At 50.8% G+C, this 24,169-nt stretch carries 20 protein-coding genes; 12 read left to right on the forward strand and 8 right to left on the reverse strand.

The genetic code is table 11. From position 1 onward, the window contains the following. Nucleotides 1-414: 414 nt before the first annotated feature. The gene (locus GmarT_RS30435) at nt 415-780 is read left to right on the forward strand and encodes a thioredoxin family protein (protein ID WP_002646700.1); all 366 of its coding nucleotides are present in this window, start codon (nt 415-417) and stop codon (nt 778-780) included. Here GmarT_RS30435 and GmarT_RS20000 read toward each other — a convergent pair. Beyond that, on the reverse strand, nt 767-1,036 hold the full coding sequence (locus GmarT_RS20000) for a hypothetical protein (RefSeq protein ID WP_002646699.1): 270 nt from the start codon (nt 1,034-1,036) through the stop codon (nt 767-769). The genes GmarT_RS30435 and GmarT_RS20000 overlap by 14 nt on opposite strands. Nucleotides 1,037-1,148: 112 nt before the next feature. Between GmarT_RS20000 and GmarT_RS20005 the strand changes: the two genes are divergently transcribed. The 9 genes from GmarT_RS20005 (at nt 1,149) to GmarT_RS20045 (ending at nt 11,544) form a co-directional block, all read left to right on the forward strand. Further along, nucleotides 1,149-1,502: a DUF1559 family PulG-like putative transporter gene (locus GmarT_RS20005; RefSeq protein ID WP_230682462.1), complete on the forward strand. Its 354-nt coding sequence runs from the start codon at nt 1,149-1,151 to the stop codon at nt 1,500-1,502. 267 nt (nt 1,503-1,769) lie between these two features. Then, complete coding sequence (locus tag GmarT_RS20010) at nt 1,770-3,056, forward strand: DUF58 domain-containing protein (RefSeq protein WP_002646697.1); 1,287 nt, start codon at nt 1,770-1,772, stop codon at nt 3,054-3,056. Then, nucleotides 3,046-5,385: a transglutaminase-like domain-containing protein gene (locus GmarT_RS20015; RefSeq protein WP_002646696.1), complete on the forward strand. Its 2,340-nt coding sequence runs from the start codon at nt 3,046-3,048 to the stop codon at nt 5,383-5,385. Before GmarT_RS20010 ends, GmarT_RS20015 begins: the two co-directional genes overlap by 11 nt. 35 nt (nt 5,386-5,420) lie before the next feature. Continuing rightward, on the forward strand, nt 5,421-6,401 hold the full coding sequence (locus GmarT_RS20020; RefSeq protein ID WP_044238024.1) for an AAA family ATPase: 981 nt from the start codon (nt 5,421-5,423) through the stop codon (nt 6,399-6,401). A 162-nt stretch (nt 6,402-6,563) separates the two neighbouring features. After that, nucleotides 6,564-6,926 (forward strand): hypothetical protein, encoded by a 363-nt coding sequence (locus GmarT_RS20025; protein ID WP_002646694.1) that lies wholly within the window; start codon nt 6,564-6,566, stop codon nt 6,924-6,926. 54 nt (nt 6,927-6,980) lie between these two features. Next, on the forward strand, nt 6,981-8,519 hold the full coding sequence (locus GmarT_RS20030; protein ID WP_002646693.1) for a permease: 1,539 nt from the start codon (nt 6,981-6,983) through the stop codon (nt 8,517-8,519). A 74-nt stretch (nt 8,520-8,593) separates the two neighbouring features. Next, complete coding sequence (gene zigA, locus GmarT_RS20035; protein WP_002646692.1) at nt 8,594-9,919, forward strand: zinc metallochaperone GTPase ZigA; 1,326 nt, start codon at nt 8,594-8,596, stop codon at nt 9,917-9,919. A 194-nt stretch (nt 9,920-10,113) separates the two neighbouring features. Further along, nucleotides 10,114-11,124 carry a DUF1559 domain-containing protein gene (locus GmarT_RS20040; RefSeq protein WP_002646691.1) on the forward strand — a complete coding sequence of 337 codons (1,011 nt, stop codon included), beginning with the start codon at nt 10,114-10,116 and terminating at the stop codon, nt 11,122-11,124. 3 nt (nt 11,125-11,127) lie between these two features. After that, nucleotides 11,128-11,544 (forward strand): carboxypeptidase regulatory-like domain-containing protein, encoded by a 417-nt coding sequence (locus GmarT_RS20045; RefSeq protein WP_002646690.1) that lies wholly within the window; start codon nt 11,128-11,130, stop codon nt 11,542-11,544. Between the two features lie 56 nt (nt 11,545-11,600). On the opposite strand, the gene GmarT_RS20050 is transcribed toward GmarT_RS20045, so the two are convergent. The 4 genes from GmarT_RS20050 to GmarT_RS20065 all read right to left on the reverse strand — a co-directional run bounded on the left by GmarT_RS20050 (nt 11,601) and on the right by GmarT_RS20065 (nt 14,921). After that, complete coding sequence (locus tag GmarT_RS20050) at nt 11,601-11,924, reverse strand: hypothetical protein (RefSeq protein ID WP_002646689.1); 324 nt, start codon at nt 11,922-11,924, stop codon at nt 11,601-11,603. A gap of 62 nt (nt 11,925-11,986) precedes the next feature. Next, the gene (locus GmarT_RS20055; protein ID WP_002646688.1) at nt 11,987-12,220 is read right to left on the reverse strand and encodes a recombinase family protein; all 234 of its coding nucleotides are present in this window, start codon (nt 12,218-12,220) and stop codon (nt 11,987-11,989) included. Between the two features lie 147 nt (nt 12,221-12,367). Beyond that, nucleotides 12,368-13,846: a neutral/alkaline non-lysosomal ceramidase N-terminal domain-containing protein gene (locus GmarT_RS20060; protein ID WP_002646687.1), complete on the reverse strand. Its 1,479-nt coding sequence runs from the start codon at nt 13,844-13,846 to the stop codon at nt 12,368-12,370. 616 nt (nt 13,847-14,462) lie between these two features. Continuing rightward, a complete protein-coding gene (locus tag GmarT_RS20065) occupies nt 14,463-14,921 on the reverse strand; it encodes a hypothetical protein (protein ID WP_002646686.1) in 459 nt (152 codons plus the stop codon). 267 nt (nt 14,922-15,188) lie between these two features. Between GmarT_RS20065 and GmarT_RS20070 the strand changes: the two genes are divergently transcribed. Both GmarT_RS20070 and GmarT_RS20075 read left to right on the forward strand, forming a co-directional pair. Then, a complete protein-coding gene (locus tag GmarT_RS20070; protein WP_002646685.1) occupies nt 15,189-16,925 on the forward strand; it encodes a hypothetical protein in 1,737 nt (578 codons plus the stop codon). Between the two features lie 287 nt (nt 16,926-17,212). After that, nucleotides 17,213-18,316, forward strand: coding sequence for a hypothetical protein (locus GmarT_RS20075; RefSeq protein WP_002646684.1), 1,104 nt, complete (start codon nt 17,213-17,215; stop codon nt 18,314-18,316). A 217-nt stretch (nt 18,317-18,533) separates the two neighbouring features. On the opposite strand, the gene tkt is transcribed toward GmarT_RS20075, so the two are convergent. From tkt to malQ, 3 genes are all read right to left on the reverse strand, one after another. Beyond that, the gene (gene tkt, locus GmarT_RS20080; protein WP_002646683.1) at nt 18,534-20,558 is read right to left on the reverse strand and encodes a transketolase; all 2,025 of its coding nucleotides are present in this window, start codon (nt 20,556-20,558) and stop codon (nt 18,534-18,536) included. Between the two features lie 94 nt (nt 20,559-20,652). Next, on the reverse strand, nt 20,653-22,293 hold the full coding sequence (gene pgi / locus GmarT_RS20085) for a glucose-6-phosphate isomerase (protein ID WP_044238058.1): 1,641 nt from the start codon (nt 22,291-22,293) through the stop codon (nt 20,653-20,655). Between the two features lie 226 nt (nt 22,294-22,519). Beyond that, a complete protein-coding gene (gene malQ, locus GmarT_RS20090; RefSeq protein ID WP_002646680.1) occupies nt 22,520-24,106 on the reverse strand; it encodes a 4-alpha-glucanotransferase in 1,587 nt (528 codons plus the stop codon). Nucleotides 24,107-24,169 lie beyond the last annotated feature (63 nt).

A 24,169-nucleotide genomic window follows, 5' to 3' on the forward strand; every position in this document is an offset into this window, starting at 1 on the left:
GTACGCCGCGCAAAACAGCTTCGGGCACAGATAGTTTTCGAAGCGATCCTTTGTCCATTTCAAGAATCACTACTTATTTGGCATCGCCTCCCATCGTATGATATTGAGGACTTGTCTCAAGTCATCTCGTTTCTATAATCAAGCAAACATGAGATCAAGGATTGGCATAGGGAAGTCTCATTCAATACCCTTCTCGGTTTTGGGACCGTCCCTTCCCTATTCGCCACTCAGATTGAAATACAGGTATCTATAACAGTTTTTCAATGTTCCATCTTGAGCCGAGAAGTCACTTCCGTGAGCGCTTATTCATACATATTCACTTTGATTGTTTGCGGATTGACTTTGCTATCAGGCTGTAACGGGAGCAACGCTACCACGAAATCATCCGCAGTGAATTTAAAGCCGGTTCCAGTAGTGAATGCGAGCGAGTTCTACGAACTTGTGCAGAGCTCAGAAGAACCTGTTCTTGTCGAGTTCAGCGTCATGACCGGATGTTTTCGCTGTAATGATATGCGACCACAGGTGCAGCAGTTACGTGATGATCTCCGGGGTCGCGTGGAGATAGTTCGCATGGATTATCATTCCAATCAGACTCTTGCAGCCTCGCTTGGCGCGACCGTCTGCCCCAGCTATGTGCTCTTTTCCAATGGTCAACCACTGTGGGCGCAGAATTACCCGTCTTCGGGGGGGCTATTGAGCAGCAAAGTTTCACAGCAGTTGACTGACAATTCACAATCGCCCTCGGAGAATCGATCGGAGGAAGATTCTACATCGTTCTGATTTGATCATCGATTGAGTAGTGAATTTGACGCATCAGTAAGTTGTTAGCGAACGAAATTACTGTGTCAACATACGCGTGCGTGATGCAATCCCAGACTCCCCACTTCAAATACGACAGATCGGCGACCAGTTGTTTGAGACGCTTGGCTTCTTCCGATTTCATGCCGCCGTACTGATTCCGCCAGCGCTGAGAAGTGGATTCACTGACCTCCAGGGTCTGTAGCATGGAAGCCTGGTCTTTACCGACATTTCGCATCACACAGTTTGCGGACGATTTGCTCGGTGTTGTGTCATTTTCTTCGCTTGTTCATCAAAAGTTCTCCTCTTCAAAAGGACGCTAAGAACCTTCTTAACAACTAGATCAGTTTTTGAAAATCAGTCCAGTATGGGCTGGTTCTAACTACCTGGTCAACAGTGACTCCGGACTCAATACCGAATACTGGATGCCTGAAAACGACGGTCTGTTCTGGTGGGGATTATCCTCACAACTGGGTGACATTACAGACGGAACCACAAATACCATCTTTATGGCAGAACCCCTGTTTGGAAACAGAGGGCCTGATACAGCGACTCTACTAGCACCTGATCGTCAGATGAAACGTGTTAGTGGCAGAGGTCGATTTTCTGCTACGGCTGATGACCTGGTTTCCCGAGACGCAACCGGTTACGAAGGGGGATGTGCCGGTATGTGGATATACAGAAGGAGCTTTTCAACTATCTGAAGGGCAAGGAAACCCCTATGAAAATCTCGATCAGTAGATTGGTCTCAAATCGGCTCTTCACGCCTCTGTCATTTATATAAAACAACTCATTCCTGTTTCCATTCATACCATCACACAAGGTGACCATCCGGCCAGACCTTATTCGTAATTGCATCTTTATTGCAACTTATTTGCATTTACATGTTGATTTGTTTTAATTGAGTGGAAATAATTGGGCGTCAAGGAGATTCAATCCGAATACCACCATTCTTGGGCTTGAGGTACTACATGCCGGACTTCGAAGAATTGAAGACGAAAGAGCAGCTTAAAAGCAATCATTCGGTTCTCAACTCGCTCAATCAGATGCTGCATCATGACTTCTGTCCCCAGATCAACGAGTGGGTCTACTGGATGAAAAATCCCTTCTGGTGTCTGTCTCTCAGTATTCTGACAGCACTCGTTTGCGGCCTACTGGTCAATTCCGCGATTCTTTATATTGCAACAGCTCTGGCGATGATCATCGCAGTCGGGGTTCTGTGGCCCTGGGTCAGTGTGAAAGGCCTTGCAGCAGAACTTTCATTCAATAAAGTTCGCACACAATGTGGCGAACCAGTGGGAGCCAGGCTGATTGTGAAAAACAACTGGCCCTGGCCTGCCTGGGGCGTGTATCTGCGCCATCCTTTCTCTGAACATTCCGATCACTTGTGCGAAGTCGCCATCGATTGTATTCCAGGCTGGAAAACCAGTGAGTATACCTGGAACTTTATCCCCCGCAAACGGGGCGTCTATTCCACCAGTACTGCATTTCTTGAGACAGCGTTTCCGTTCGGCCTGTATAAAAAGCAGATCTCGCTTTCGATGGATTCGGTGCTGATTGTCTGGCCCGAGATTTCCAAACTGGCTTTCATGCCTGAATTAAGAGAAGTCAGTTCCAGCGAAGATCGGTTTGCTTCACATCGTGCCGGCGATTATGGCGATGTGATCGGCACCAGAACATTTCGTCTGGGAGATTCTCTGAGACGAGTCCACTGGTCGCAATCTGCCAGGCAGGGGCAGATGATTGTCACGGAACGTCAGGCAGCGGCAGTGTGTGCGCTCCGAGTTATTCCCGACCTCAATCAGTCGCACTATCAAAACGGTAACAGTGAATCTCTGGAAGCGGTGATTCGCATCACTGCCAGTATTTGTGATTCACTATTAAAACAGCATGCCTGCGTCGAGTGCCTCGTCGAGAACCAGCTGTTTCGTTGTGAAGGGAACCAGAGAGATCAGTATAAACTACTGGATGAACTGGCCTGTATCCCGGCAAATGGTCTGCCTTCTGCTGAGGTCAAGCCTGTCAAGTCTGCTCTGCCAGAGTTCATCGTGACCAATTCCAGTGGTTACCTTAAACAGATGCAAATCGGATCTCTAACCCATCGTTCTCGTTCTATTGTGGTTCAAGATCCACCATTACAGGAAAGCGACCACGATTCTGTCTGTCAATGCGCGCCCTGGATGAGGTTGAACCACCCGGATGAAAGCCGGGATAAAACATTCGCTGACAGTTGGAAGAAAGCGTGTTATGCGAGCTGAACCGAAAACGATCAACGAAAGTCGTGTTCTGCATTTTGTCACGATCGCGATGGTATTGACGGGGGCATTGGCGCTTTCGATATCAGACGCCGATGGCAGATATTCGCGTACCTGGATCGCTGTCAATTTTCTGATCGAAACAACGGTCGCGTTCCTGGGCGTACGTTATTTTGCTTCCCTCAAAACACGGAATGGTACGGAAGCATTCGTGAATCTCATTTTACTGGCTGTGATACTGGGGAGTCTGGTCTGGGAGCCAATCCAGCGAACATTCTTCGGAAATGGTAGACCGTTTGAACTGATCCTGATGTTCGCTGTCAAGAATACCTTTCTGGTGATGGCTGCCGCCGGTTGCTGGAAGAAATATCAGCAGTTTGCCGCCTGGGGATCCATCTTCCTGATTATCTGTGCCGCAACAACGTATACAGGTCCGGACATGATCGTGCTCGCGGGGCTGGAACTGATACTGGGATTTTTCTGGCTGTTTTACTCTTACTGGAACACACTCCGAATTGCCCTGCTTCCGGCTGTCAAGAAACAGAATCTGGGTAAATATCTGCTGCTTTCCTCGCTGGCCTTAGTGCTGTTTCTGATCATCTCCTTTTCCAGCGGGAATCCGGTTGTCCATGCCCTTAAGGGAATCATGCCCAGTTCCGGCGGTGACAGTCGAGGCGATCTCTACGCCAGGGACGGACTCGGGGATGGCGAGTTACTGGTAGCCGGCAAGTACGATATTCGCAGCTTTGCTCCCATTGAAAATGCCCCCTTCATGTCATCAGACGATCCCAGCCTGTATGACATCATGTCTGATACCTACGAAGATGAAGGTGAGATCTCGAAAAACATCGATCGTGCCATCGGCCTTAAAATGCAGGATCAGAAGATCGAAGAAAAAGAACTGCCCGATGCGGAGAACATCAACCGTCACTTTTCAACGGCAAGACAACAAAAAACAGCTGAAGAGCAATCGGCGGAAGGTATTTCTTCCGACGCACTGCTTCACGTTTCGGGTAGAACTCCCCTGCACCTCCGCATGGAGACGTACGATATCTTCGACGGAGTGAACTGGTTCAGTGAACCATTAAAAGGTGACTACAAGAAACCTTTCTCACTCAAAGAACGTTTTGAGAAGCCTTATATTGTCGTCGAGAGCAAGGCACATACCCTGTCGCAGGAGTGCAGAAATGAACTGCATGTCATCACCAACAATCATCTGAAATCGAACCAGCTCCCCGCCCCCTTGCATTTGAGAGAAATTCATATCGATCTGGTCGACAGGATTGATCTGTTCGACTGGCATCAGGAGAGCATTGTCAAACTCGACCGCAAGGAGTTACCCAGGCTGGTCCCCATGCACCTGATCAGCCATTTTCCTGATCATAAATTGATTGATTTTCTCGCTGTCAAATACGCGTCGACATCACATCAGCAAAAACACTTCTTTGCCCTGCCGGAATTACCCGTAGTGGAAAAAATAAAAAGACTGGCTGAAGACCTGGTATCTGGAATAGAAAATGACTGGGAAAAGATCAAACGGATTGAACAATACCACCGCCAGCATTTCCAGCACGATCGCTCGATTACCTACGACGGAAAACAGGCGCTCCCCCTGGATCGTTTCCTGTTCGAACACAAAGCAGGTCCGGACTACCTGATTGCTTCGTCCGCTGCCTTGATGCTCCGATCACTGGGATATTCCACCAGGCTGGTGAGTGGATTTTACGCCAGTCCGGATCACTATGATATCAAATCAGACCACACTCCCGTCCTTGCAGATGATGTACACTTCTGGGTCGAAGTAAAAGTTGGACCGAGCGCAAGCGACTGGTGCACGATCGAGCCCACAGTCGGGTATGCCGTTCTTGGACCTCCCCTGTCGTTATATGAAAAAACGATTGAAGCGTTTCTGGCTGTCACCAACTGGCTTGGTAAACACCTGATGTTGAGTTTACTCACGCTCGGAAGCATTATCAGTATCTTTATTCTCCGGTATCAGGTTATCGATTTTCTGGTCACAGGCTGGCTTAAGCTCTACCGTCCTCGCGATACCCGGCGGTTGATTTTCAGAACACTCTGGCTGCTTGAATTGAGAGTACGCAGTCAGGGTCAGAAAAGACCTGTCACAATGTCTCTGAGCCAGTGGCTGAAACTGCAGTCAGACAATTTAGCCATTAATACAGCCTGTCTGTCTGAACTGGCCCAATACGTGAACTGGGCTGCGTTTGCTCCCTGTTCCGCTGATAAAACGCATACTCCCCGAACGGAACAGATCAGCAATTGCTGCAATCGGATCATCAACGATGCCCGCTGGATAAAACGATCTCCCTGATAGACGCATACATTCATTTATAAAAGCAGGGTCCCATGTCAACACTATTAGAAAACGATACCAAAATGGATTTGCAGCAGGAATATTCCCGAATTGAACAGTTAAGTGACTGTCTGAACCAGGTTCTGAAAGGGAAATCCGAAGTCATAGACAATGTCATAATCTGCCTGCTTTCCCGGGGTCACCTGCTGTTGGAGGACCACCCGGGCCTCGGTAAGACCATGCTGGCCAAAACGCTCGCCACGCTGATTGGAGGCCGGTTTGCCCGAGTACAATGCACGCCCGACCTGCTTCCCAGTGACATTACCGGCTTCAATATTTTCAATCAGAAGACACATGAATTCGAATTTCGCGAAGGGCCGGTCTTTTCTGACATCATGCTGGCCGATGAAATTAACAGGGCAACTCCCCGGACGCAGAGTGCCATGCTGGAAGCGATGGCGGAAAGACAGGTCACCGTGGATGCGGTCCGTTATCAGTTGTCGCAGGATTACTTTGTGATCGCCACCCAGAATCCCATTGATCAGCACGGAACATATGCCCTGCCCGAAGCGCAGCTCGACCGGTTTGCGATGAAGTTGACGATCGGATATCCGGAAGAAATTGATGAGATACGCATGCTGGCCGCGGCCATCGACCAGGACTCTGATGCGGTAACGGAACGGGAACCGGTCTTCAATGAGAAAGAATTGCTGGAAATGCAGCAGAAGATCTCAGCGATACCGGTGGCAGAATCCGTTCAACGTTATCTGGTGCAGATCGGAAATGCGACTCGGAAACACCCCCATCTTGCGCTCGGCTTAAGTCCTCGTGGGTTACTGACCTGGCAGAGAGTAGCCCAGGCGCATGCATTTTTAAACCAGAGGAGCTATGTGATACCAGACGACCTTCTGGAAACCGCGTTGCCTGTACTCAGCGTCCGACTGGGTATCGACCAGTCAGAAAACCGGGTTCTGATTGATGAGATCCTCACATCCGTAAAACTGCCTGATTATGCATTACCTTCTTCTCACTGAGTTTTTTCTCATGACTGGTTCATTCTTTTTCCTGTTTTGAATGGTTATCACATGCAAGCTCAACATTTTTTAAAAACGCGATTTATGAGCATTACAGCTTTGTGCATATGCGGTCTCTTGTTTTCATTTCAGACAGGATGCACACAGACCGCGGAGTCTTCCATGGAAGATCAGCACCTTGAACATCATATACCGGGGCACAAACCAAAGTCATATACTGCAACAGTCAGAGAACTGGATACCCGGATGCGGTGGTTGCTGAATCATAAACAAGAGGAAGGCAGTCAGGAAAAGCAGCAGGAGCTGGGAGAAATCATCGACTGGATCCCCGAATTGGCCGCAGACAGTGAGTTGAAACACCGGGACTGGGATGAAGTCAAGCAGTCTTCCACAGAGCTGATGACTGTTTATCAGCAGATAGACTTCGCAGATGTCGACTCATCGCTGGTCGGGCACTACTTTCTGCTGGTCGTGAAATTAAAACAATTTTCCGCACTCTCTGAAATGAATAAAGTCAACGGCTGAAATTTATAAAACATACCTTCAATTGCCCTATTATTCCTGTTTCGGGACTCTGTCATGATTGAATACATTCTCTGGGGATTCACACTTCGCTTTATACAGTGTCTGCTGGAAGCCGCGCCCTTTATTCTCGCCGGACTGTTTATTGCAGCCATCTTTCAGCGTTTCTTTGGCGCAGCAGAAACAAGGCGTCTGTTTGGTGAAGGGACCAGGGCTGCACTGTTCCGGGCCTGGGTCATTGGCATGCTGCTTCCGGTCTGCTCACTGGGTGTGATTCCTGTTGCCCGTCAATTGAAAAAAGCAGGACTGGCGGGAGGTACCATTATCGCCTTTGCAATGTCCGCTCCCCTGTTCAACCCGCTCTCCTTACTTTACGGACTGACCCTTTCTGAACCGGTCACGATCCTGGCTTTTGCACTTTTCTCACTGTTGATCGTGACTCTGGTGGGGACCATCTGGGACAGGCTTTTTCCCGAAAAACCAGAGTATCCCACTGACGATCAGGTGATTCCTTACGGAATGAAACGTATGCTCTCGGTCGGGGTCAGCGCGGTTAAAGAAGCATCGGGGACCAGTTTAATCTATATTATGATCGGACTGGCGGGTGTCGCACTCCTGGGCGTAGCATTACCGCAGAGCAGTTTGCAGCGTTCGGTCAATTACGACAACCCGTATGCCCCGCTACTGATGACCGGGGTTGCAATTCCTGTTTATGCGACTCCTATGCTGGCGATGTCCCAGCTGGGTTCGATGTTTCAGCATGCCAACTCGGTGGGTGCCGCGTTCATACTGCTGGTGCTCGGCGCCGGAGTGAATTTGGGACTGGTTGCCTGGATCGTCCGAAATTACAACTGGAAAAAAACGATCGTCTGGTTTTCTCTCCTGTTACTGGTCATCGTCGGACTGGCATATGGAGTAGAAAAACCGCTGTTCCCGTCGCATATCGAGCCCGCGGACCATACGCATGCTTTCGATATTTATTGCCAACCTTTCAGTGCGGGAACGACCAACTTCTATAAAACCGCAAAAGAGAAACTGGGGCATGTCGTTGATCCTTATGAAATCTATTCAGCGGGCATTCTGGGCTGCGTAATCCTGGCAGGCTTTATTCTCAGATTCTTTGACCGAAACTCGCGTATCGAAAACTGGCTGAAAAAAGCAGAACCGGTTCGTACCGGCAAATATGACATTGTGCTTCCAGGACCGGTTCTGGGATTTTTGGTTCTTGTTGGTCTGATCGTCGCCAGTGGTGTTGGCTGCTTTTCCTATTACCCGTCGCCGGAAGTCATCTGTGAAGAGATGACAATCGCCAAAACGGAAGCTCTGTCCGGAGCACTCTCTGGAAATAAATCGCATTCAAAATACTGGATCGAAATCTACGATGACTGGACACGCAAGCTGGAGGTGGGCGTCTATTTGAGAAAACTGAAACTCAGTGAATATCATCATTGGAAGGCTCAGCTTCTACGGGAAAAACTGGAACTGCTGGCTCACGAAATCGAAGATGAAGAACACGAGGAAGTCAGGCAGTTGGTCTCCGACATTCACCATACGCATCGGCGGATGGTCGATGCTTACCTGAGAGATTTAAACTGAATTCGAACAGTGATGTAATTCGACAATTAAAAACACGATCAAATAATATTTTAGAATACCCAAATGGAGTTACCATGATTCAGAGTTCTGAAAGTGTTCCTCAAAGGCTTCCTGTCACCGTTCTGTCTGGTTTCCTGGGAGCAGGCAAGACAACTTTACTCAACCATATTTTATCCAACCGGGCAGGTCTTAAAGTCGCCGTCATTGTCAATGACATGAGCGAAATCAATATTGATGCAGCGCTGGTAAAAGACGGTAATCAGACTCTCAGCCGCACAGAAGAAAAACTGGTAGAGATGTCAAACGGATGCATCTGCTGCACGCTCCGAGAAGATCTGATGGTAGAAGTCAGCCGACTGGCGCGGGAACTCCGATTTGATTATCTGTTGATCGAATCAACGGGCATCTCCGAACCGATGCCTGTTGCCGAAACGTTCACCTTTGAAGACGAAACTGGTAACAGTCTCTCGGATTATGCGCAGCTTGATACACTGGTTACGGTCATTGACGCCGCTAATTTTCTACGTGATTACAAGTCCAGTGACGATCTGGTCGATCGTGAAATTGGCCTGAGCAATGAAGATTGCCGCAACATTGTGGACCTGCTGATTGACCAGATTGAATTTGCGAATGTAATTCTGATCAACAAAGCCGATCTGGTCAGCACTCAGGAGTTGAAACAGCTTGAGGATATCGTTCGCCACCTGAATCCCAAAGTGCATGTTCTGCACTCGGCCTTCGGGAAAGTTGATTTAAATCAGGTTCTGGGAACGGGGCTGTTTGACCTGAATTCCGCTTCTGCCCATGCTGGTTGGCTTGAGACGCCACGAGGCGAATTTCATTCTGAGGTAGATGAATATAACATTCGGAGTTTCACTTACCAGGCCCGGCGTCCCTTTCATCCGGAACGACTCTGGTATGCACTTGACGAAGACGATTCGTGGATGAACAACGTCCTCCGCAGTAAAGGTTTCGCCTGGGTTGCATCACAAAATAACATTGCCAACCTCTGGTCACACGCCGGTACTTCAATGCGGTTTGACCCGTCGGGTTACTGGTGGTCCACCGTGGCACCAGAAGACTGGAACGTCGATGCTGAGCAGGAACGCGAGATCCGATCTAAATTCGAAGGCCCCTACGGGGATCGACGTCAGGAACTCGTTTTTATCGGCACCGAAATGGATGAGAAGCAGATTAGAACCGTATTGGATCACTGTTTGCTTCAGGATCTGGAATGGCTCCAGGGCCCAGAGGTCTGGTCAGCTTACTTCGATCCTTTTAAAGTTAATGATAATATCGATGATAGCTCTTCGGAATTAGTATCAGATACTGACTCGGAATCTGGTTCTCTCGACCAGATTATTCCCCAACATACTGAGAGACAGGCACGACTGACATGAATAAATATGATGCCGTGATAGTCGGTAGACTGGTAAGCGGTGAATATCAATACGCGCTAGACATAGGGTCCACAGCAGTTAAAATCTAAGGCAATCCAGGGCTGGAACGATTCCGGGCTGAACGATATAGGAGATCTTGTTCTTGAGTTTTACTTATATATGGTTCAGTTGCATTTTCAGTTCGAGATAAAATCATGCATGTTCAAAATCAACAGCGGCTCATTCGAAGCGGTTTTACCATTATTGAATTGCTCGTTACAATCGCCATCATCGGTTTGCTGATTGCTCTATTGCTGCCAGCGGTTCAGCAAGCCCGAGCTGCTGCCAGAAAAACTCAGTGTGCGAATAATCTTAAGCAACTGGGACTGGCGACTCATTCCTTTCACGATACCCACGGTGCATATCCTCCCGCCAGGTTAATACTGAATGTTCCACGCACTGCAATTGATAATGGCGGCATGCTGGTTGGTTTGGACGAACCAACCTGGCTTGTGAGACTCCTCCCCTTTATGGAACAGTCCTCTTTGCACGCTCAGTGGGACGAATATATTGCCTACGGTTTGAATCCCAAGTCGACTCGTCAGCAGGCATTGCCAGTTTTCCTCTGCCCAGAGCGACACTCTGTCGATACCGCTGTGGTCGATGAGGAAACCATAACGATCACCGCCCCCTGCGGTTGCCCGGCAGGCACTCAAACTGTTCCTGGTGGAGCAGTGGCGGACTATGCCGCCAACCATGGAGATCTCTCGCCGGGAGCGATCAGTCAACCCACCGATTTTTATTGGGGCGGCAACGGGACAGGAGTGATTATTTCCAGTCGACCGATGGGAGACGAGTCTGGCATCGAGCGAAACTGGCTGGATAAAGTTCGCATCGCAGATGTGACTGATGGGGCAAGCAACACTTTACTGATCGGCGAAAATCATGTCTTGGGAACGTGGAAAAATAAGACACCATTCAATGGTCCCGCCTACTTAGGTCGGCATTTAACGAACTTTTCTCGCATCGCGGGGCCGGGCGTACCGCTGGGGCATCATCAAAATGACTCTCGGGCAGGATCGTATTCCTTTGGAAGTTCACACTCGGGCTATGTGCAATTCACCATGGTAGACGGCAGCGTGCGCGTTATTTCGACATCCATCAACACGCGTCTCCTGGGTCATCTTGCCAATCGTCATGATGGCGAAACGGTTGGAGAATTTTGAGCAATGCGCTGGGTCATACTCACGTTGTTGATTTGCAGCTATGGTTGTGGTTCGGATAAGATACCGACCTACCCGGTTTCAGGCCGTGTTCAATTTGCTGACGGGGAGCCGGTTCGGACTGGCACCATCGAATTAGAATCGAAAGAACACGGGACATCCGCGACCGGAACGATTCAAGAAGACGGAACGTTCGTACTCGGCACGTATACTACGAATGACGGTGCCGCCGCAGGAATACATCGTGCAATCGTAGTGCAAATTATTATCGCAGATGGAATCACGAAGCATACCAGGGATCATGGACGCGCTGTCCCTCCCTTATATGGGGATTACGACTCTTCACCGCTCTCTATTGAAGTTCAAGCAATTCCCCAAAATGAAGTGATCCTGTCTCTCTCAGAACCCCCTGCAACCAACTGAATGCAATTCAGCGGAACCTTTACGAAATTCTGACCTGGGCAGCGCTCAGAATATTTTTAAGCCACGGCATCGAAGAACAGATCATCCAGTCGAGACTGAATTTCCCTTGCCTTTTCGGCCACAAACTCAGGAGGGTCATCATTATCCATCACCAACTTCAACAGGTTGTTCTGTTGCCGCTTGATTTCAGTGCGACGTCTGTTTAACGGGGTCCTAAGTTGTTCAATATTCTCAGGGGTCAGTAGTAATCGCTCTGCGTAGTCAGTTAGAGGATCCAGAATTATTTCTACTCGTTTTTGATCAATCCGATCATACTTGGGATCTTTTTGATCTTCCGGGTTACTCAGATACCGCTCGTATCCCGGGCGAAGCGGCCCCATCGCCCATCCTGTGTCCGCTTAATGCGATAGCGGGTGAGATAATTGTCCTGCCCATCGTGTTTCTATGCATCTTCCAGGCGATGTTGCCAATCATCATTTGCGGCATCAACTTGATCATTAATACAGATGATCCGAATTTCGTTATCGACAGCGGTTCCCACCAGGTTCATACACGGGGAGATACTTCTAAAGAGCCGACTGGAATCTTCGCAGATAATCAGGTCCCGTTTACGTTTCTCGATTCCCTGTTGAAACCATAATAGCAGCACTAATGCTCCCATGATATTTTGTGACATACTCACAGGATGCACCTTGAGTTCTTGTCAAGGTCGTTGGCTTTGCTCTGTTTCCATTTGGGTTTAGTGTGGTCAGGATGAGAATAGAAAAGTGACAGGCATAAAGGACGATTGCGATATCGCGCCGAAGTTGCGATCCCCCGCGGCTCACTGTCCTTTTGCATTCAGACCGCTGAGCATTTCTACCAGGGCGTCAACCATCTTCTCCGAGGCATCAAGTTGCACCTTGTTGACGCCGATCCAGGTTTCGTAGCCGCCGAGCCGGTGCTGCCCGGGTGTTGGCAGATAGCCATGCGATCCATTGGCGATGGAGATATTCATCAGCGGCTGGATCGAGCTGCGCTGCTTGAGTTCCAGACCGATCTCCGCAAACACCTCGAACGGCATCGCGGCCACGGCCAGATCGCCGATGCGGTGCGTCTGCACGACCACGTCGATGGTTGGCGGCATCTCAGGCGAGGCATAGGCGAGTACGGTACGGTAAGTACTGTATCGACTGGTACTCATCGGCTTAATCTTCTTGGCCTTAACCGCTTCCGCCCATGTCACCTCCTCTTCGGTTGGATAACGCCGCTCAAATGTCAGCGTGCGTTGTACCGATGAAAGTTTCACATGATCGTGCCACTTCAGCGTCTTATGCTCCTGCATCACTTTCTCCGCGCACAGGTGTGCCACCTCCCTGGCTTTCTCGAAAGGCTGATACCGCTTTTTTGGCTGCGGGCCGCGCTTCTTCAACTCCTCCTCAGAATAGCGCGCAAGGTTGTTTACATCGCCGCTGGTGCCGTTGGCCATGATGCCCACGAACGGCGGATCCTGATGTCGGTCGGCACCCAGCAGCTCTCCCACGCGGTCGGCAAAGATCGCAAAATAGTCGGCTGAAATCGTATTCGCCGGCACGCCGCCGACGTAGTGCAACCCGTAGGAAGCCAGCAGCGCAATGGGCTTGCCCGCGGTTGACTGTACCGCAAGGAACGTGATCTGCGGGTCGACAGGACCGGCAGGCCTCAGTAGACCGCTGTATCCGGGATTCGTGTCGACCTGTTCGATATTGTCGTGGGCACCGTAGATTGTGCCGCGACTGGGCATCAGGAACCACCGACGATTAAACACCTGCGTCGGTTCCTCAGCGACTCCCCAGCCAATTCGCGCGGGTTGGAGTTGATTGACGGCGCGCTGCACGCCATCGGCGATCCGCCGGGTTAGAAACGCGCGGTAGTCGTAATACGGTTGCCCCTCACGGTCTTCCAGCTTGGCGCCACTCGAAGTGTGCGTGTGAGTCGCTGAGACGAGCACACATTCCGGCGGAATGCCGGTCGACTGCTGGATGATCTGTTTGGCGTTGACCACAACTTCGGCCGAAATGTGCCGCAGGTCGCAGACAACCAGCGCCAATTTGGACTGACCGTCGTCAAGCACCAGGCAGCGGGCATGTAGTTCGTCGTGCACGTGCGTCGCCTGCCTCTTGCTGGAGCGACCCGTTTGATTCGAACCGATCGGCGGTGTGATATTGCTCATCGCGGCGCCGGCCTGAAACGTCGGCTCGTCCGACATCGCGGCGTTGGCAAATCCAGGTAAAACAAATGCGAGACACAGGCTTGTGAAGATGAGGTGACGTTGGATTCGCATGGCTGTTGCTCTTTTCATCATGGTTGAGAATATGCGAGGGCCGAACCGGATAAAACATTCATTGTCATCGCTTCACCGGAAATTCCCCCTGGGAGAGAACCTGGAACCGATCCAGCCTCGCCACCTTCCCGGTGATTATAATATAATCACAACACCTCCCCGAGTCTAATTTGTGTGGGATTTTCGATATCTGAGCCGTCTTTCAGGCCGACCGAATATCACCGCTGAGACCATCGCTGCATAGCGAATCACCTGTCTTTGTTCTCTTAAGTAAATAGATGAAGAACATCTATGGGGGTGAAGACTGGCCTGATTACGCCAGACAACTGATAGCTCATAAACGTGAATGTGTACCGACTCAGGAGATTGATTCATCCTGCCCGGCGCCTGAACTACTCTATTTGAAAGACTTGATTGAATATCGCCACGGAAAAATCCGAATCCTGGTTACATTCGCTCATGACGGGGGGGTAAAGGTTTCGTATAAGAATCAGCTTCCCAGGGGAACGACATTCAAAAATGTCACAACGGGAACAGATACTCAGAACCGGTGGCTCATTTCTCACAAACCGCTAGCGCGAATTATTAGCGCATCATTGACCGAAGTAAGTTCGGTTCACTGCATTTCGGACGTGACCTCGGCAATAATGCTGTCATTCATTTTTACAACGTCAACCTTGTACTTCAGAGTGGCGTCAAACCGAATGATTGCGATCTGGTTAGTGGAAACGGGATAGGATTGGCCGCGAAAACTCAAAGCGTTGCGTTTCGCGTCATAATCAAAATCGATTGAAATCGGACTGGTTGCTCCTGCACCAGTGAAATGAACGGTCCTATCTACCCGCCACAGAGCCTCGCCAGACGAAACGCTGTCAAAACCAGAGCCATCAAAGGTTGCAAATTGGTCAATCGCATCCGGGAAAACAAATGCGAAACCGACGCGATCGTTCGGATCGACATAGCTCAAGAAATAGAGGATGCCCTTGGGTTTGTACTCAGTGCTACTGCCGTGAATAATATGGGAGCCGCATCCACTTACGAGAATCCATATTAGAAGCAGACTCTTGGAACGCATGTGTGAACCACCGTTCGTGCAATCTCAAACGGAAACCTGTTGATATAATGAATTCGATTCAATTTCAATCTACCAGTATTTTATATGCTGTCAACTGGAATTCACCAGGGCTTGCTTCCACAAAATGAATTCGTGTAAGACCGGCATAACAATGGATGTGAAGCACTTGTGTGCCTCGCTGCTGTTGCGAATGCTTTTTTCTGGTAGACTATGTCTGCGGTGGATTTGTTTTTCGCATCACACAGCAGAATCAGGATTCTCATCAGAATGAAGCCACTTTTACTTTTCGTCGCCATTATGGTGTTGTCGGACACCAACTGTTTTTCCGCAGAGCGACCGCAGTCCGCTTCGGATCAGCCTCTGACCCAGCATGATATTGTTGGCCTCTGGTTAATGGGGCAATCGTTATGTGAAGGTGCCGAGTCGCTGCCCATTGTCACGCACTCCGGTGGTGACTGGGGAAACTATATGTTCCAGCGTGGCGTGCGCACCTGGTCTTATGGCAGGTATTGTGACAAGCCACACGAACGACCTGCAGAACAGTTCTCCCTGGTACCGCTCACCGCCACTGTCAACGGCGGATTGGGTGAGACCATCGCCAACGGTCTGGCCGATCATTTGAAGTCCAGTATCATCGAATCTCAGCAGGACCTGAAAGCGAGGCAGAAAAAAACACCTCATTTTTTAGTGACTTATGCTGGTCAGGGGGGACGGATGATTGATGAACTTTCCAGCGTTGATCAATCGACTGATCCTCGTACGCCGCAATCCAGGCAGCACGGCGGCGGCTATTATCAAACGAGTCTGGATGATGCCCGCCGTGCCACAGCACAAGCGGCAGCCAGGGGTGATTCTTTTGGAATCGCGGCATTAATCTGGATGCAGGGGGAAGGCAATGCCGGGCCGACAGGCGGGATCAAGCCCAGTCGCTGGGGTAAAGAAATCCCTCGTCCCGCAGGATTGCACTGGTATCGGGATCGGCTGATTGAATACCGGAAACAATGGTCGCACGACTTGCAGAACATTACCGGGCAAACCGATGAGATCCCGCTGTTTACCTATCAGACATTGAGCCCCGCCGGTGAGGCACAACTGCTGGCTGCGGACAGGGATCCGCACATTACGATGGTTGGCCCGCATTATATGGTGGCAAGTGCCTTGAACAGTCGCTATGCAGGCAGATATGGAGACCCGATCCATATGTCAGCCGATGGCGAACGCTGGTTTGGCGAACAGGTGGCCAAGGTAATCAATCGTGTTCTCAAGCTGGGAGAATCATGGCAGCCGTTACGTCCCTTGAAAGCCTGGGTTGCGCCGGATCGTGCCAGTGTGCTGGTCGAGTTTCATGTGCCACGACCACCGCTGGTTTTGGATGAAACATTTCTTCCGCGAGAACAGTTGGTCAGAGGCGAAGGTTACCACTCCCTCTATGGATTTCAGGTCCACAGCACTGCCCGTGCTGTCTCAGCGATCAAGGCAATTGAACTGGAATCGCCTTCACGCCTGCGAATTCAACTGGTCTCTCCGCTCAAAACAGACACACATTTTACACTCAGCTATGGACTGCCTTACGCAGGGCAAGTCGGAGAAATTACCGAGATCAGAACCGGACCTGTCATCGAGGGTCAGTCGACAACCGAACTGATCCTCAATCAAAAATTCGATCCTCAACTCAAACCACTAATGGCGGAAGGTGCCTTTTTCGTATCCAACATGCAGGCCGGCGATGCTTACGCCCAGGCCCCCATTCGTCACGTGACCGAAAGTGAGGGAAAAACCATACTCCGCTTTGAGAATCGGGAGCGTCGTAAGCAAAAAGATTTTGATACCGGCCAGATACTCACAGCAGTTCGAGGTTTCTCGTTTGGAAATCTGCGAGATTCTGATCCCGAAAAAGCTATTTATCAATTTGCCGACCAGGGTTATGGCACACGTGCAGGGGAACCTTATCCTCTCTGGAACTGGTGCGTCCTGTTTAAGCAGTTCCCCATTTCAAATGAATAATCATTCTTTTGCAGCAATGACGGGCAATCATGCAAACAAAGTCTGTGTATCTCGTTGATTCTCGTCCAGAAAATTATGAATCAGGCTCGAATCCGCGAAGTCACGGGACTTCTTCGAACAATTGTGAAATGCATTTTAAGGTTCCGTTTTCACGAAATATCTGAAAAGTTCCGGAGAATATGATACGCTCTAAACTGGCGCTGTTCTTTTGTAACCTCGTGTGGCAGGACTGATTTGCCTGCATCTGAACAGGATCTTGGAATAAGGTACTGACGACTGGGTAAGCCATGAATAACAACGAAACAAATGACCGTTTACAGGCGGACGAATCAGCAAATCCCGAGAACATCGGTATCGAACGTCCCGCACAATCATTGCCGTCAACTACTGCGGCCGACTCCTCCACCGTCGGTTATCAATCGGCTGGTCAACCACAGTTCAAGGATCGAAAAACGGGGCTGATCGTTTACGGGATACTGCAAATCATCATGGGCTTCTTCTGCGCCATACTGATTCCTTTGATGTTGCTGCCTCGATTTGTCGGCCCTGCCGCCGGTCCCCCGATGAACGTGCAGACGCTCATTCCAACTATGGGAATGTACGCTCTGTTGGCAGTGCTGTTAGTCTGCCTGGGAGTTGGCTCAATTTTTGCCCGACGCTGGGCGAGAGCGTTGACTCTGGTACTGGCCTGGATGTGGCTGGCAGTCGGCAGCACGGCCTTGCTCATGCTGGTTCTATTGAGGCTGATCCCTTTCGACTTTGCAGCCCAGGGTCAGCAGATCCCACCACAGATGGTCATGATCATCCAGGTGGTGATGTTGGGCACGATGGGCTTCATCTACTTTTTCCTGCCCGGCATCTTTATCGTGTTCTATCGAAGTAAGCATGTGAAAGCGACGTGCGACTTTCAGGATCCCCATGTCCGCTGGACCGATCAGTGTCCGCTGCCAGTGCTGGCGATGAGCCTGATGCTGGGATTCGGGGCCATTTCAATGATCTTTTCGATGAGCTATGGTTTCGTTTTTCCGTTCTTTGGAATTCTATTGAAAGGTGTACCATGCGGCCTGCTGGTTCTGACGATGACGCTCCTTCTCGCTTATCTGGCCTGGACAACATATAGATTGAAGATTGCGGCCTGGTGGACAACACTTATTTTTTATATCACTTTCGGGGTGTCAAGCATTATCACTTTTTCACGCATTGGCTTAATGGAGTACTATCGAGAACTGAATTTTCCCGAGGAACAATTGCGAGTCATGAAGCAAACTGGAATCATCGATCGCATGAATATGCCCTTGATGTTCGGCGTGAGCTTTGTCGTGTTCGTGGCATACCTGCTTTGGGTTCGCAGGTACTTCGTCGCTGGCTCCGTTCCGAACGTTGATTCGTAAGCCATTGTATTCACGTTGCCACATTTGAAAAGCCTGCAGGTTCTTTGAAAATAACTGCTTTCGATCCTTTTCTATGCTCCCAATCGTTCTGCTTTCTTGCTGTGGAGAGTCCCTTCATTCACAGCGGTCAGCGGTAACAGAGCCCGTATCCAGGTTCTGTTACCGCTCAGAAGATATATTTTCCAGATGTGAATGATTTTAATCACTCTTCCTACGATTACTGTAGCAGGGCCTGAGCCCGCTTACAGACGTTTTCTACAGTGAAGCCGTATTCCCGCATCACGGTCTCTCCCGGTGCGGATGCCCCGAAGCCGGTGATGCCAACCGTAGCGGTCTGCGAACCGAAATAAGTCTCCCAGCCCAATGTGGAACCCGCTTCAATGGCAAGCAGAGGCACACCCGGCATGACAACCTGTTCCCGATACTCTTTTGACTGAGTCGCAAACAGTTCCCAGCAAGGCAGACTGACAACCCGCGCCCGCACTCCTTCAGCCGCCAGTTGCTTCTGCGATTCCAGTGCCAGATGGACTTCAGACCCGGTTCCCACAAGAATCAGATCGGGTACGCCGTCTCCGTCTGCTTCCGACAACACATACCCCCCCTGCGAGACCCCGGACATGAGACCTGGATAGTGTTCCAGGTCGAGGATCGGAAGTTTCTGTCTGGTCAAGATCAACGCCACTGGTCCATTCTGACGTTCCACCGCGACGCGCCAGGCGGCAACAGTTTCATTCGCGTCAGCAGGCCGGACGACAAACAGATTAGGAACGGAACGCAGACAGAGAAGTTGTTCGATCGGCTGATGCGTTGGGCCATCCTCACCCATGCCGATACTGTCGTGAGTGAAAACGTAAACGACCGGCAGGTCGTTAATCGCCGCCAGGCGCATTGGCGGACGCATATAATCACTGAAAACCAGAAAAGTGGCCCCGTAGGGAATCAGTCCCTGGTGATATGCCATGCCGTTAAGAATGGCACCCATGGAATGCTCGCGGATACCGAAATGCATGTTGCGTCCGGCCCGCTCATGCGATTGAAAGGTACCAGCACCTTCCATAAACGTCTGCGTGCTGGGGGCGAGGTCTGCAGAGCCACCCATTAACTCAGGCAAACGCGGTGCAATTGCGTTAATACATTTTCCCGACGCGGCACGGGTCGCCAGCGCGCCGCTCTCCGCGGTAAAAGTCGGCAGAGACGCGTCCCAGTCTGCTGGCAGTGTTCCACTCATGATCCGTTTGAACTCTGCAGCCAGATCGGGATGCGCTTTTCCATACGCCTCAAGTTTTTCTTCCCATGCGTTCTGCCACTCTTTTCCCCGGGTGACTGTCTGTCGGAAATGATCCAGGGCTTCCGGGGGAATATGAAAAGCGGGTTCCGCGGGCCAGCCGAGGCGTTCCTTGGTCAATAAAACTTCATCCACTCCCAGTGGTTCACCGTGAGCCGACGCGCTGTCCTGCTTGTGTGGGCTGCCATAGCCGATGTGTGTTCTGACGGCAATCAGCGAAGGCTGGTCTGTCTGTTCCCGAGCTGCCTGTATCGCTGCTGTCACAGCTTCAAGATCATTTCCGTCTGCCACATGCTGGACGTGCCAGCCGAAGGAAGCGAAGCGGCCACAGCGATCTTCTGTGAAGGCAATATCCGTATTTCCTTCAATCGTAATATGATTGTCGGCATACAGGACAACCAGTTTGCCCAGCCCGAGGTGCCCTGCCAGGGAACCTGCCTCGGAAGCAATGCCTTCCATCAAATCGCCGTCACTGGCAAGCACATATGTGAAATGATCTACAACGGTGTGATCGGGCTGGTTGAACCGCGCCGCCAGATGAGTCTCTGCAATCGCCATCCCGACCGCACTGGCAAATCCCTGCCCCAGTGGACCGGTCGTCGCCTCCACGCCGGGTGTCATACCAAACTCTGGATGCCCCGGAGTTTTGCTCTCCCACTGTCGAAACTGTTTCAGTTCATCCAAAGACAGGTCGTATCCCGTGACATGCAGCAGCGAGTAGAGCAGAGCACAACCGTGGCCGGCTGAAAGGACGAAACGGTCGCGGTCGGGCCAGTTCGGATCGGCCGGGTTGACACGGAGAAAACGGTCCCACAAAGCATAAGCCATGGCGGCAGATCCCAGCGGAAGACCTGGATGCCCGGATCCTGCTTTCTGTACCATATCGACTGACAGCAGACGTAACGTATTAACACAAAGCTCGTCCAGAGACACTGAAGAAGTAACGGAAGGGGTCATATGTAATTGCCTTTAAAAAGTTCGTTTTTCGGTTAATTATATTCAGTTCTCACAATCATTGCAGGCGCAGTGACTGATCAAATTCAGAAAGCTCTCAGTTCTTCTTAAGCTTCCTGTAACGACGAATGAGGCAATTCGTAGAGGAATCATGAGTGAGTTCTGGTTCTGTCTGACTTTCAAGTTCTGGTGTGATACGCTGAGCCAGCGCTTTTCCGAGTTCAACACCCCATTGGTCGAACGAGTCGATATTCCAGAGAGCGCCCTGGGTGAATACCGAATGTTCATAGAGTGCGATCAGCTTGCCGAGTGTTTCCGGCGTGAGTTGTTTAATGAGGAGCGTGTTTGACGGGCGATTGCCTTCAAATACCCGATGAGGCACAAGCCAGTCCGGCGTACCTTCTGCTTTGACCTCTTCAGCTGTCTTACCAAAGGCCAGCGCCTCAGCTTGAGCGAAGACATTCGCCAGCAGCATATCGTGATGTCGCCCGAGTGGGTTCAGTGGCTGGCCGAACGCGATGAAATCGCAGGGAATGAGGCGGGTCCCCTGATGAATCAACTGGTAGAATGAATGCTGGCCGTTGGTACCCGGTTCACCCCAGTAAATCGGCCCGGTATCATAATCCACGTGAGCCCCGTTGAGTGTGACATGTTTGCCGCTGCTCTCCATCGTCAATTGCTGCAGATAGGCCGGGAATCGTTTCAGATACTGTTCGTAGGGTAGAATGGCAACGGTCTGTGTTTTCAAAAAGTTGGTATTCCAGATGGTCAGCAGTCCTAAGATCGCCGGCAGGTTTTCCACGAACGGTGCCGTGCGGAAGTGCTCGTCCATCTGATGGAAGCCGTCCAGCATCGCCAGGAAATTCTCGGAGCCAATCGCCAGCATCGTCGACAGGCCAATTGCCGAGTCCATGGAATAGCGTCCGCCGACCCAGTCCCAGAACTCGAACATGTTTCCGGTGTCGATACCGAACTCAGACACTTTCTCAGCATTTGTGGAAACGGCAACAAAATGTTTAGCCACAGCTTTAGCATCACCGCCAAGCCCTGCGAGCAACCAGTCTCGCGCGCTGTGAGCGTTGGTCATCGTCTCCGCTGTGGTAAAAGTTTTTGAAGAAATGATGAATAGTGTTTCCGCGGGATCAAGCTCGTGAGTTGCTTCCGCCAGATCGGTACCATCGACATTCGAAACAAAGCGGAACGTGAGATCGCGTTCGCTGTAGAAGCGAAGTGCTTCGTACGCCATCACCGGCCCGAGATCAGAGCCGCCGATGCCGATATTGACGATATTACGGATCCGCTGACCGGTGTGCCCCAGCCATGCACCGCTCCGAACCCGATTTGAGAAATCAACCAGCTTGTCCAGTACGGCGTGAACCTGGGGAACCACGTTTTCACCATCAACGAGGATACTTGCCCCTTTCGGCGCCCGCAAAGCCACATGCAGAACCGACCGGTTTTCAGTGAGATTGATTTTGTCTCCCCGAAACATGGCGTCAATCCGTTCGCGCAACCCCGTTTCCTCTGCCAGATCCAGGAGGAGTTTGATAGTCTCATCTGTGATTCGATTTTTCGAGTAATCGAGATAAAGCCCCAATGTATCGAGCGTTAAACGCTCACCGCGAGTCGGATCGTCGGCAAACAGTGTCTTGAGATGCAGGCCTTTGACCTTCTCATAATGAGCTTCAAGGCTTTTCCAGGCTGCGCTCTCTGAGATTAGCTGGCCTTCGGTCGTCATAATGACATTCCCTTTATTTCTCGTTTTTATGTTATCTTGTTTATAAATCGGCATTCGCAAGAGTGTTCTGCTCAAGCTGCCAGATCTTATTTTTCGGGTTCAAGGTCTGCTCTGTTACCTGGATTTCGTTAATCTCGCGTTGAAATCTGCCACTGATACACAGATCGCGCGTAATCATAGCCAAGACAGAGAATATGTTCCAGATCATGGAGTTCCAGAAGTGTTCTCAAGATATTACCTCAGAATCCGGCAGGGAATCAAGCGTTGGATGAAAAGCAGGTAATCGCTGGGAGTTTGCCGTCAATTCCCGCAACGATTGAAATAAGGCTGGAGACAGCATCTCGTTTGTGCAGCGCCAGCGCCAATTTCCTTCGGAGCTGCCAGGGACGTTCATTCGGGCATCCTCTCCCAGATTGAGCAAATCCTGCAGAGGCGCCATTGCCAGCGCCGCTTGGGAAGACCATGCCAGCTCCAACAATGCCGCTGTGGCTTCGCTGCTATTAAGCTCGGGGCGCTGCAAATAATGACATACAATCTGCCGTTGATCGTCGGTCAATGTGTCGTACCAGCCGAGCGTGGTGTTATTGTCATGTGTGCCGGTATAAACGACGGTGTTTGAATCATAGTTGTGCGGAAGATAGGGGCTATCAGCTGCGCCGTCGAACGCGAACTGCAGGACACGCGTTCCCGGCAATTGAAACTGATCGCGAAGTGTACTCACATCCGGCGTAATGATTCCCAGATCCTCTGCAATGAATGGCAGGTCGCCCAGATCCTGTTGAACCGAGCTGAAAAACTCACGACCAGGACCGGGTATCCATTCACCTGACAAGGCTGTGGCAGCCCCAGCCTCTACATGCCAGGCTGCAGCGAAGCCCCGAAAATGATCCAGTCGAATCAGGTCGACATGAGTCCGTATTGCACGCACACGATCGATGCACCATCTGTAACCCGACTGACGCAACACATCCCAGTCATAGACGGGATTGCCCCAGAGTTGGCCCTGCTCACTGAAATAATCGGGAGGGACACCGGCAACAAATCGCGGCCGTAAATGTTCGTCGAGCAGAAACAGTTCCGGATGAGCCCAGACGTCGCTTGAATCAGGTGAAACAAAAAACGGCAGATCCCCGATCAGACGCACACCCCTGCTGTGAGCATAATTCTTCAGATTACTTGCCTGCCGAAAAAACAGAAACTGTGCCAGCCGAATCTGATCGATTTCTTTTGACAGTCCACGCCGCGCCTGTTCCAGGGCAGCCGGGTCGCGTCGAACCAGTTCGGCTGGCCATTTGAGGTAACTCGCGCCCAGGTGCATTTCCTGCAGCGCCTGAAATAAAGCATAGTCATCCAGCCAATGCTGCTCTGCCAGACAAAACTGTTCAAAGTCGGCCTTCAGAACATGGCCGTCTCCCTTGTTAAAGCGAATCCAGGCAGTTTCGAGTAACGTATGTTTGAACGCGTTGATGGTGTCGTAATCAACGACCGTTTCTGAAAAGGTGTATCCGGCAGTATCACTTTTCTCCAGCAGTCCGTCTGCGATTAAATCGTCCGGACTGACCAGGAGCCAGTTGCCGGCGAACGATGACAGTGGTTGATAAGGCGAACTTCCGTAGCCTGTTGGTCCCAGAGGCAAAATCTGCCACCAGGTCTGGCCTGCTTCCTGAAGACAGTCAATCCAGTTTCGCGCCTGCGGTCCCAGATCACCAATACCGTAAGGCGAAGGCAACGACGTGACATGCAGCAGCACGCCGGAAGCCCGGTACCCTGGCGGAAACGGCGGTAATTTCGTCTGGAAACTATGTTCGCTCATGTTTTTCCTTATCTCGTGTCCGGAATTCGTGTCAGACTCAGGAAACGTTGGTAAAAGTTTTTT

The organism is Gimesia maris (genome assembly GCF_008298035.1).
Taxonomy (GTDB): domain Bacteria; phylum Planctomycetota; class Planctomycetia; order Planctomycetales; family Planctomycetaceae; genus Gimesia; species Gimesia maris.

What these genes read in the sequence shown, in the direction of transcription:
- GmarT_RS20060 (WP_002646687.1), bottom strand. Translation starts at nt 13,846, where the DNA reads ATGCGAATCCAACGTCACCTCATCTTCACAAGCCTGTGTCTCGCATTT.
- GmarT_RS20030 (WP_002646693.1), top strand. Translation starts at nt 6,981, where the DNA reads ATGATTGAATACATTCTCTGGGGATTCACACTTCGCTTTATACAGTGT.
- GmarT_RS20010 (WP_002646697.1), top strand. Translation starts at nt 1,770, where the DNA reads ATGCCGGACTTCGAAGAATTGAAGACGAAAGAGCAGCTTAAAAGCAAT.
- GmarT_RS20000 (WP_002646699.1), bottom strand. Translation starts at nt 1,036, where the DNA reads ATGCGAAATGTCGGTAAAGACCAGGCTTCCATGCTACAGACCCTGGAG.
- GmarT_RS20025 (WP_002646694.1), top strand. Translation starts at nt 6,564, where the DNA reads ATGGAAGATCAGCACCTTGAACATCATATACCGGGGCACAAACCAAAG.
- GmarT_RS20045 (WP_002646690.1), top strand. Translation starts at nt 11,128, where the DNA reads ATGCGCTGGGTCATACTCACGTTGTTGATTTGCAGCTATGGTTGTGGT.
- GmarT_RS20050 (WP_002646689.1), bottom strand. Translation starts at nt 11,924, where the DNA reads ATGGGGCCGCTTCGCCCGGGATACGAGCGGTATCTGAGTAACCCGGAA.
- tkt (WP_002646683.1), bottom strand. Translation starts at nt 20,558, where the DNA reads ATGACCCCTTCCGTTACTTCTTCAGTGTCTCTGGACGAGCTTTGTGTT.
- zigA (WP_002646692.1), top strand. Translation starts at nt 8,594, where the DNA reads ATGATTCAGAGTTCTGAAAGTGTTCCTCAAAGGCTTCCTGTCACCGTT.
- malQ (WP_002646680.1), bottom strand. Translation starts at nt 24,106, where the DNA reads ATGAGCGAACATAGTTTCCAGACGAAATTACCGCCGTTTCCGCCAGGG.
- GmarT_RS20020 (WP_044238024.1), top strand. Translation starts at nt 5,421, where the DNA reads ATGTCAACACTATTAGAAAACGATACCAAAATGGATTTGCAGCAGGAA.
- GmarT_RS20070 (WP_002646685.1), top strand. Translation starts at nt 15,189, where the DNA reads ATGAAGCCACTTTTACTTTTCGTCGCCATTATGGTGTTGTCGGACACC.
- pgi (WP_044238058.1), bottom strand. Translation starts at nt 22,293, where the DNA reads ATGACGACCGAAGGCCAGCTAATCTCAGAGAGCGCAGCCTGGAAAAGC.
- GmarT_RS20055 (WP_002646688.1), bottom strand. Translation starts at nt 12,220, where the DNA reads ATGTCACAAAATATCATGGGAGCATTAGTGCTGCTATTATGGTTTCAA.
- GmarT_RS20015 (WP_002646696.1), top strand. Translation starts at nt 3,046, where the DNA reads ATGCGAGCTGAACCGAAAACGATCAACGAAAGTCGTGTTCTGCATTTT.
- GmarT_RS20065 (WP_002646686.1), bottom strand. Translation starts at nt 14,921, where the DNA reads ATGCGTTCCAAGAGTCTGCTTCTAATATGGATTCTCGTAAGTGGATGC.
- GmarT_RS20040 (WP_002646691.1), top strand. Translation starts at nt 10,114, where the DNA reads ATGCATGTTCAAAATCAACAGCGGCTCATTCGAAGCGGTTTTACCATT.
- GmarT_RS20075 (WP_002646684.1), top strand. Translation starts at nt 17,213, where the DNA reads ATGAATAACAACGAAACAAATGACCGTTTACAGGCGGACGAATCAGCA.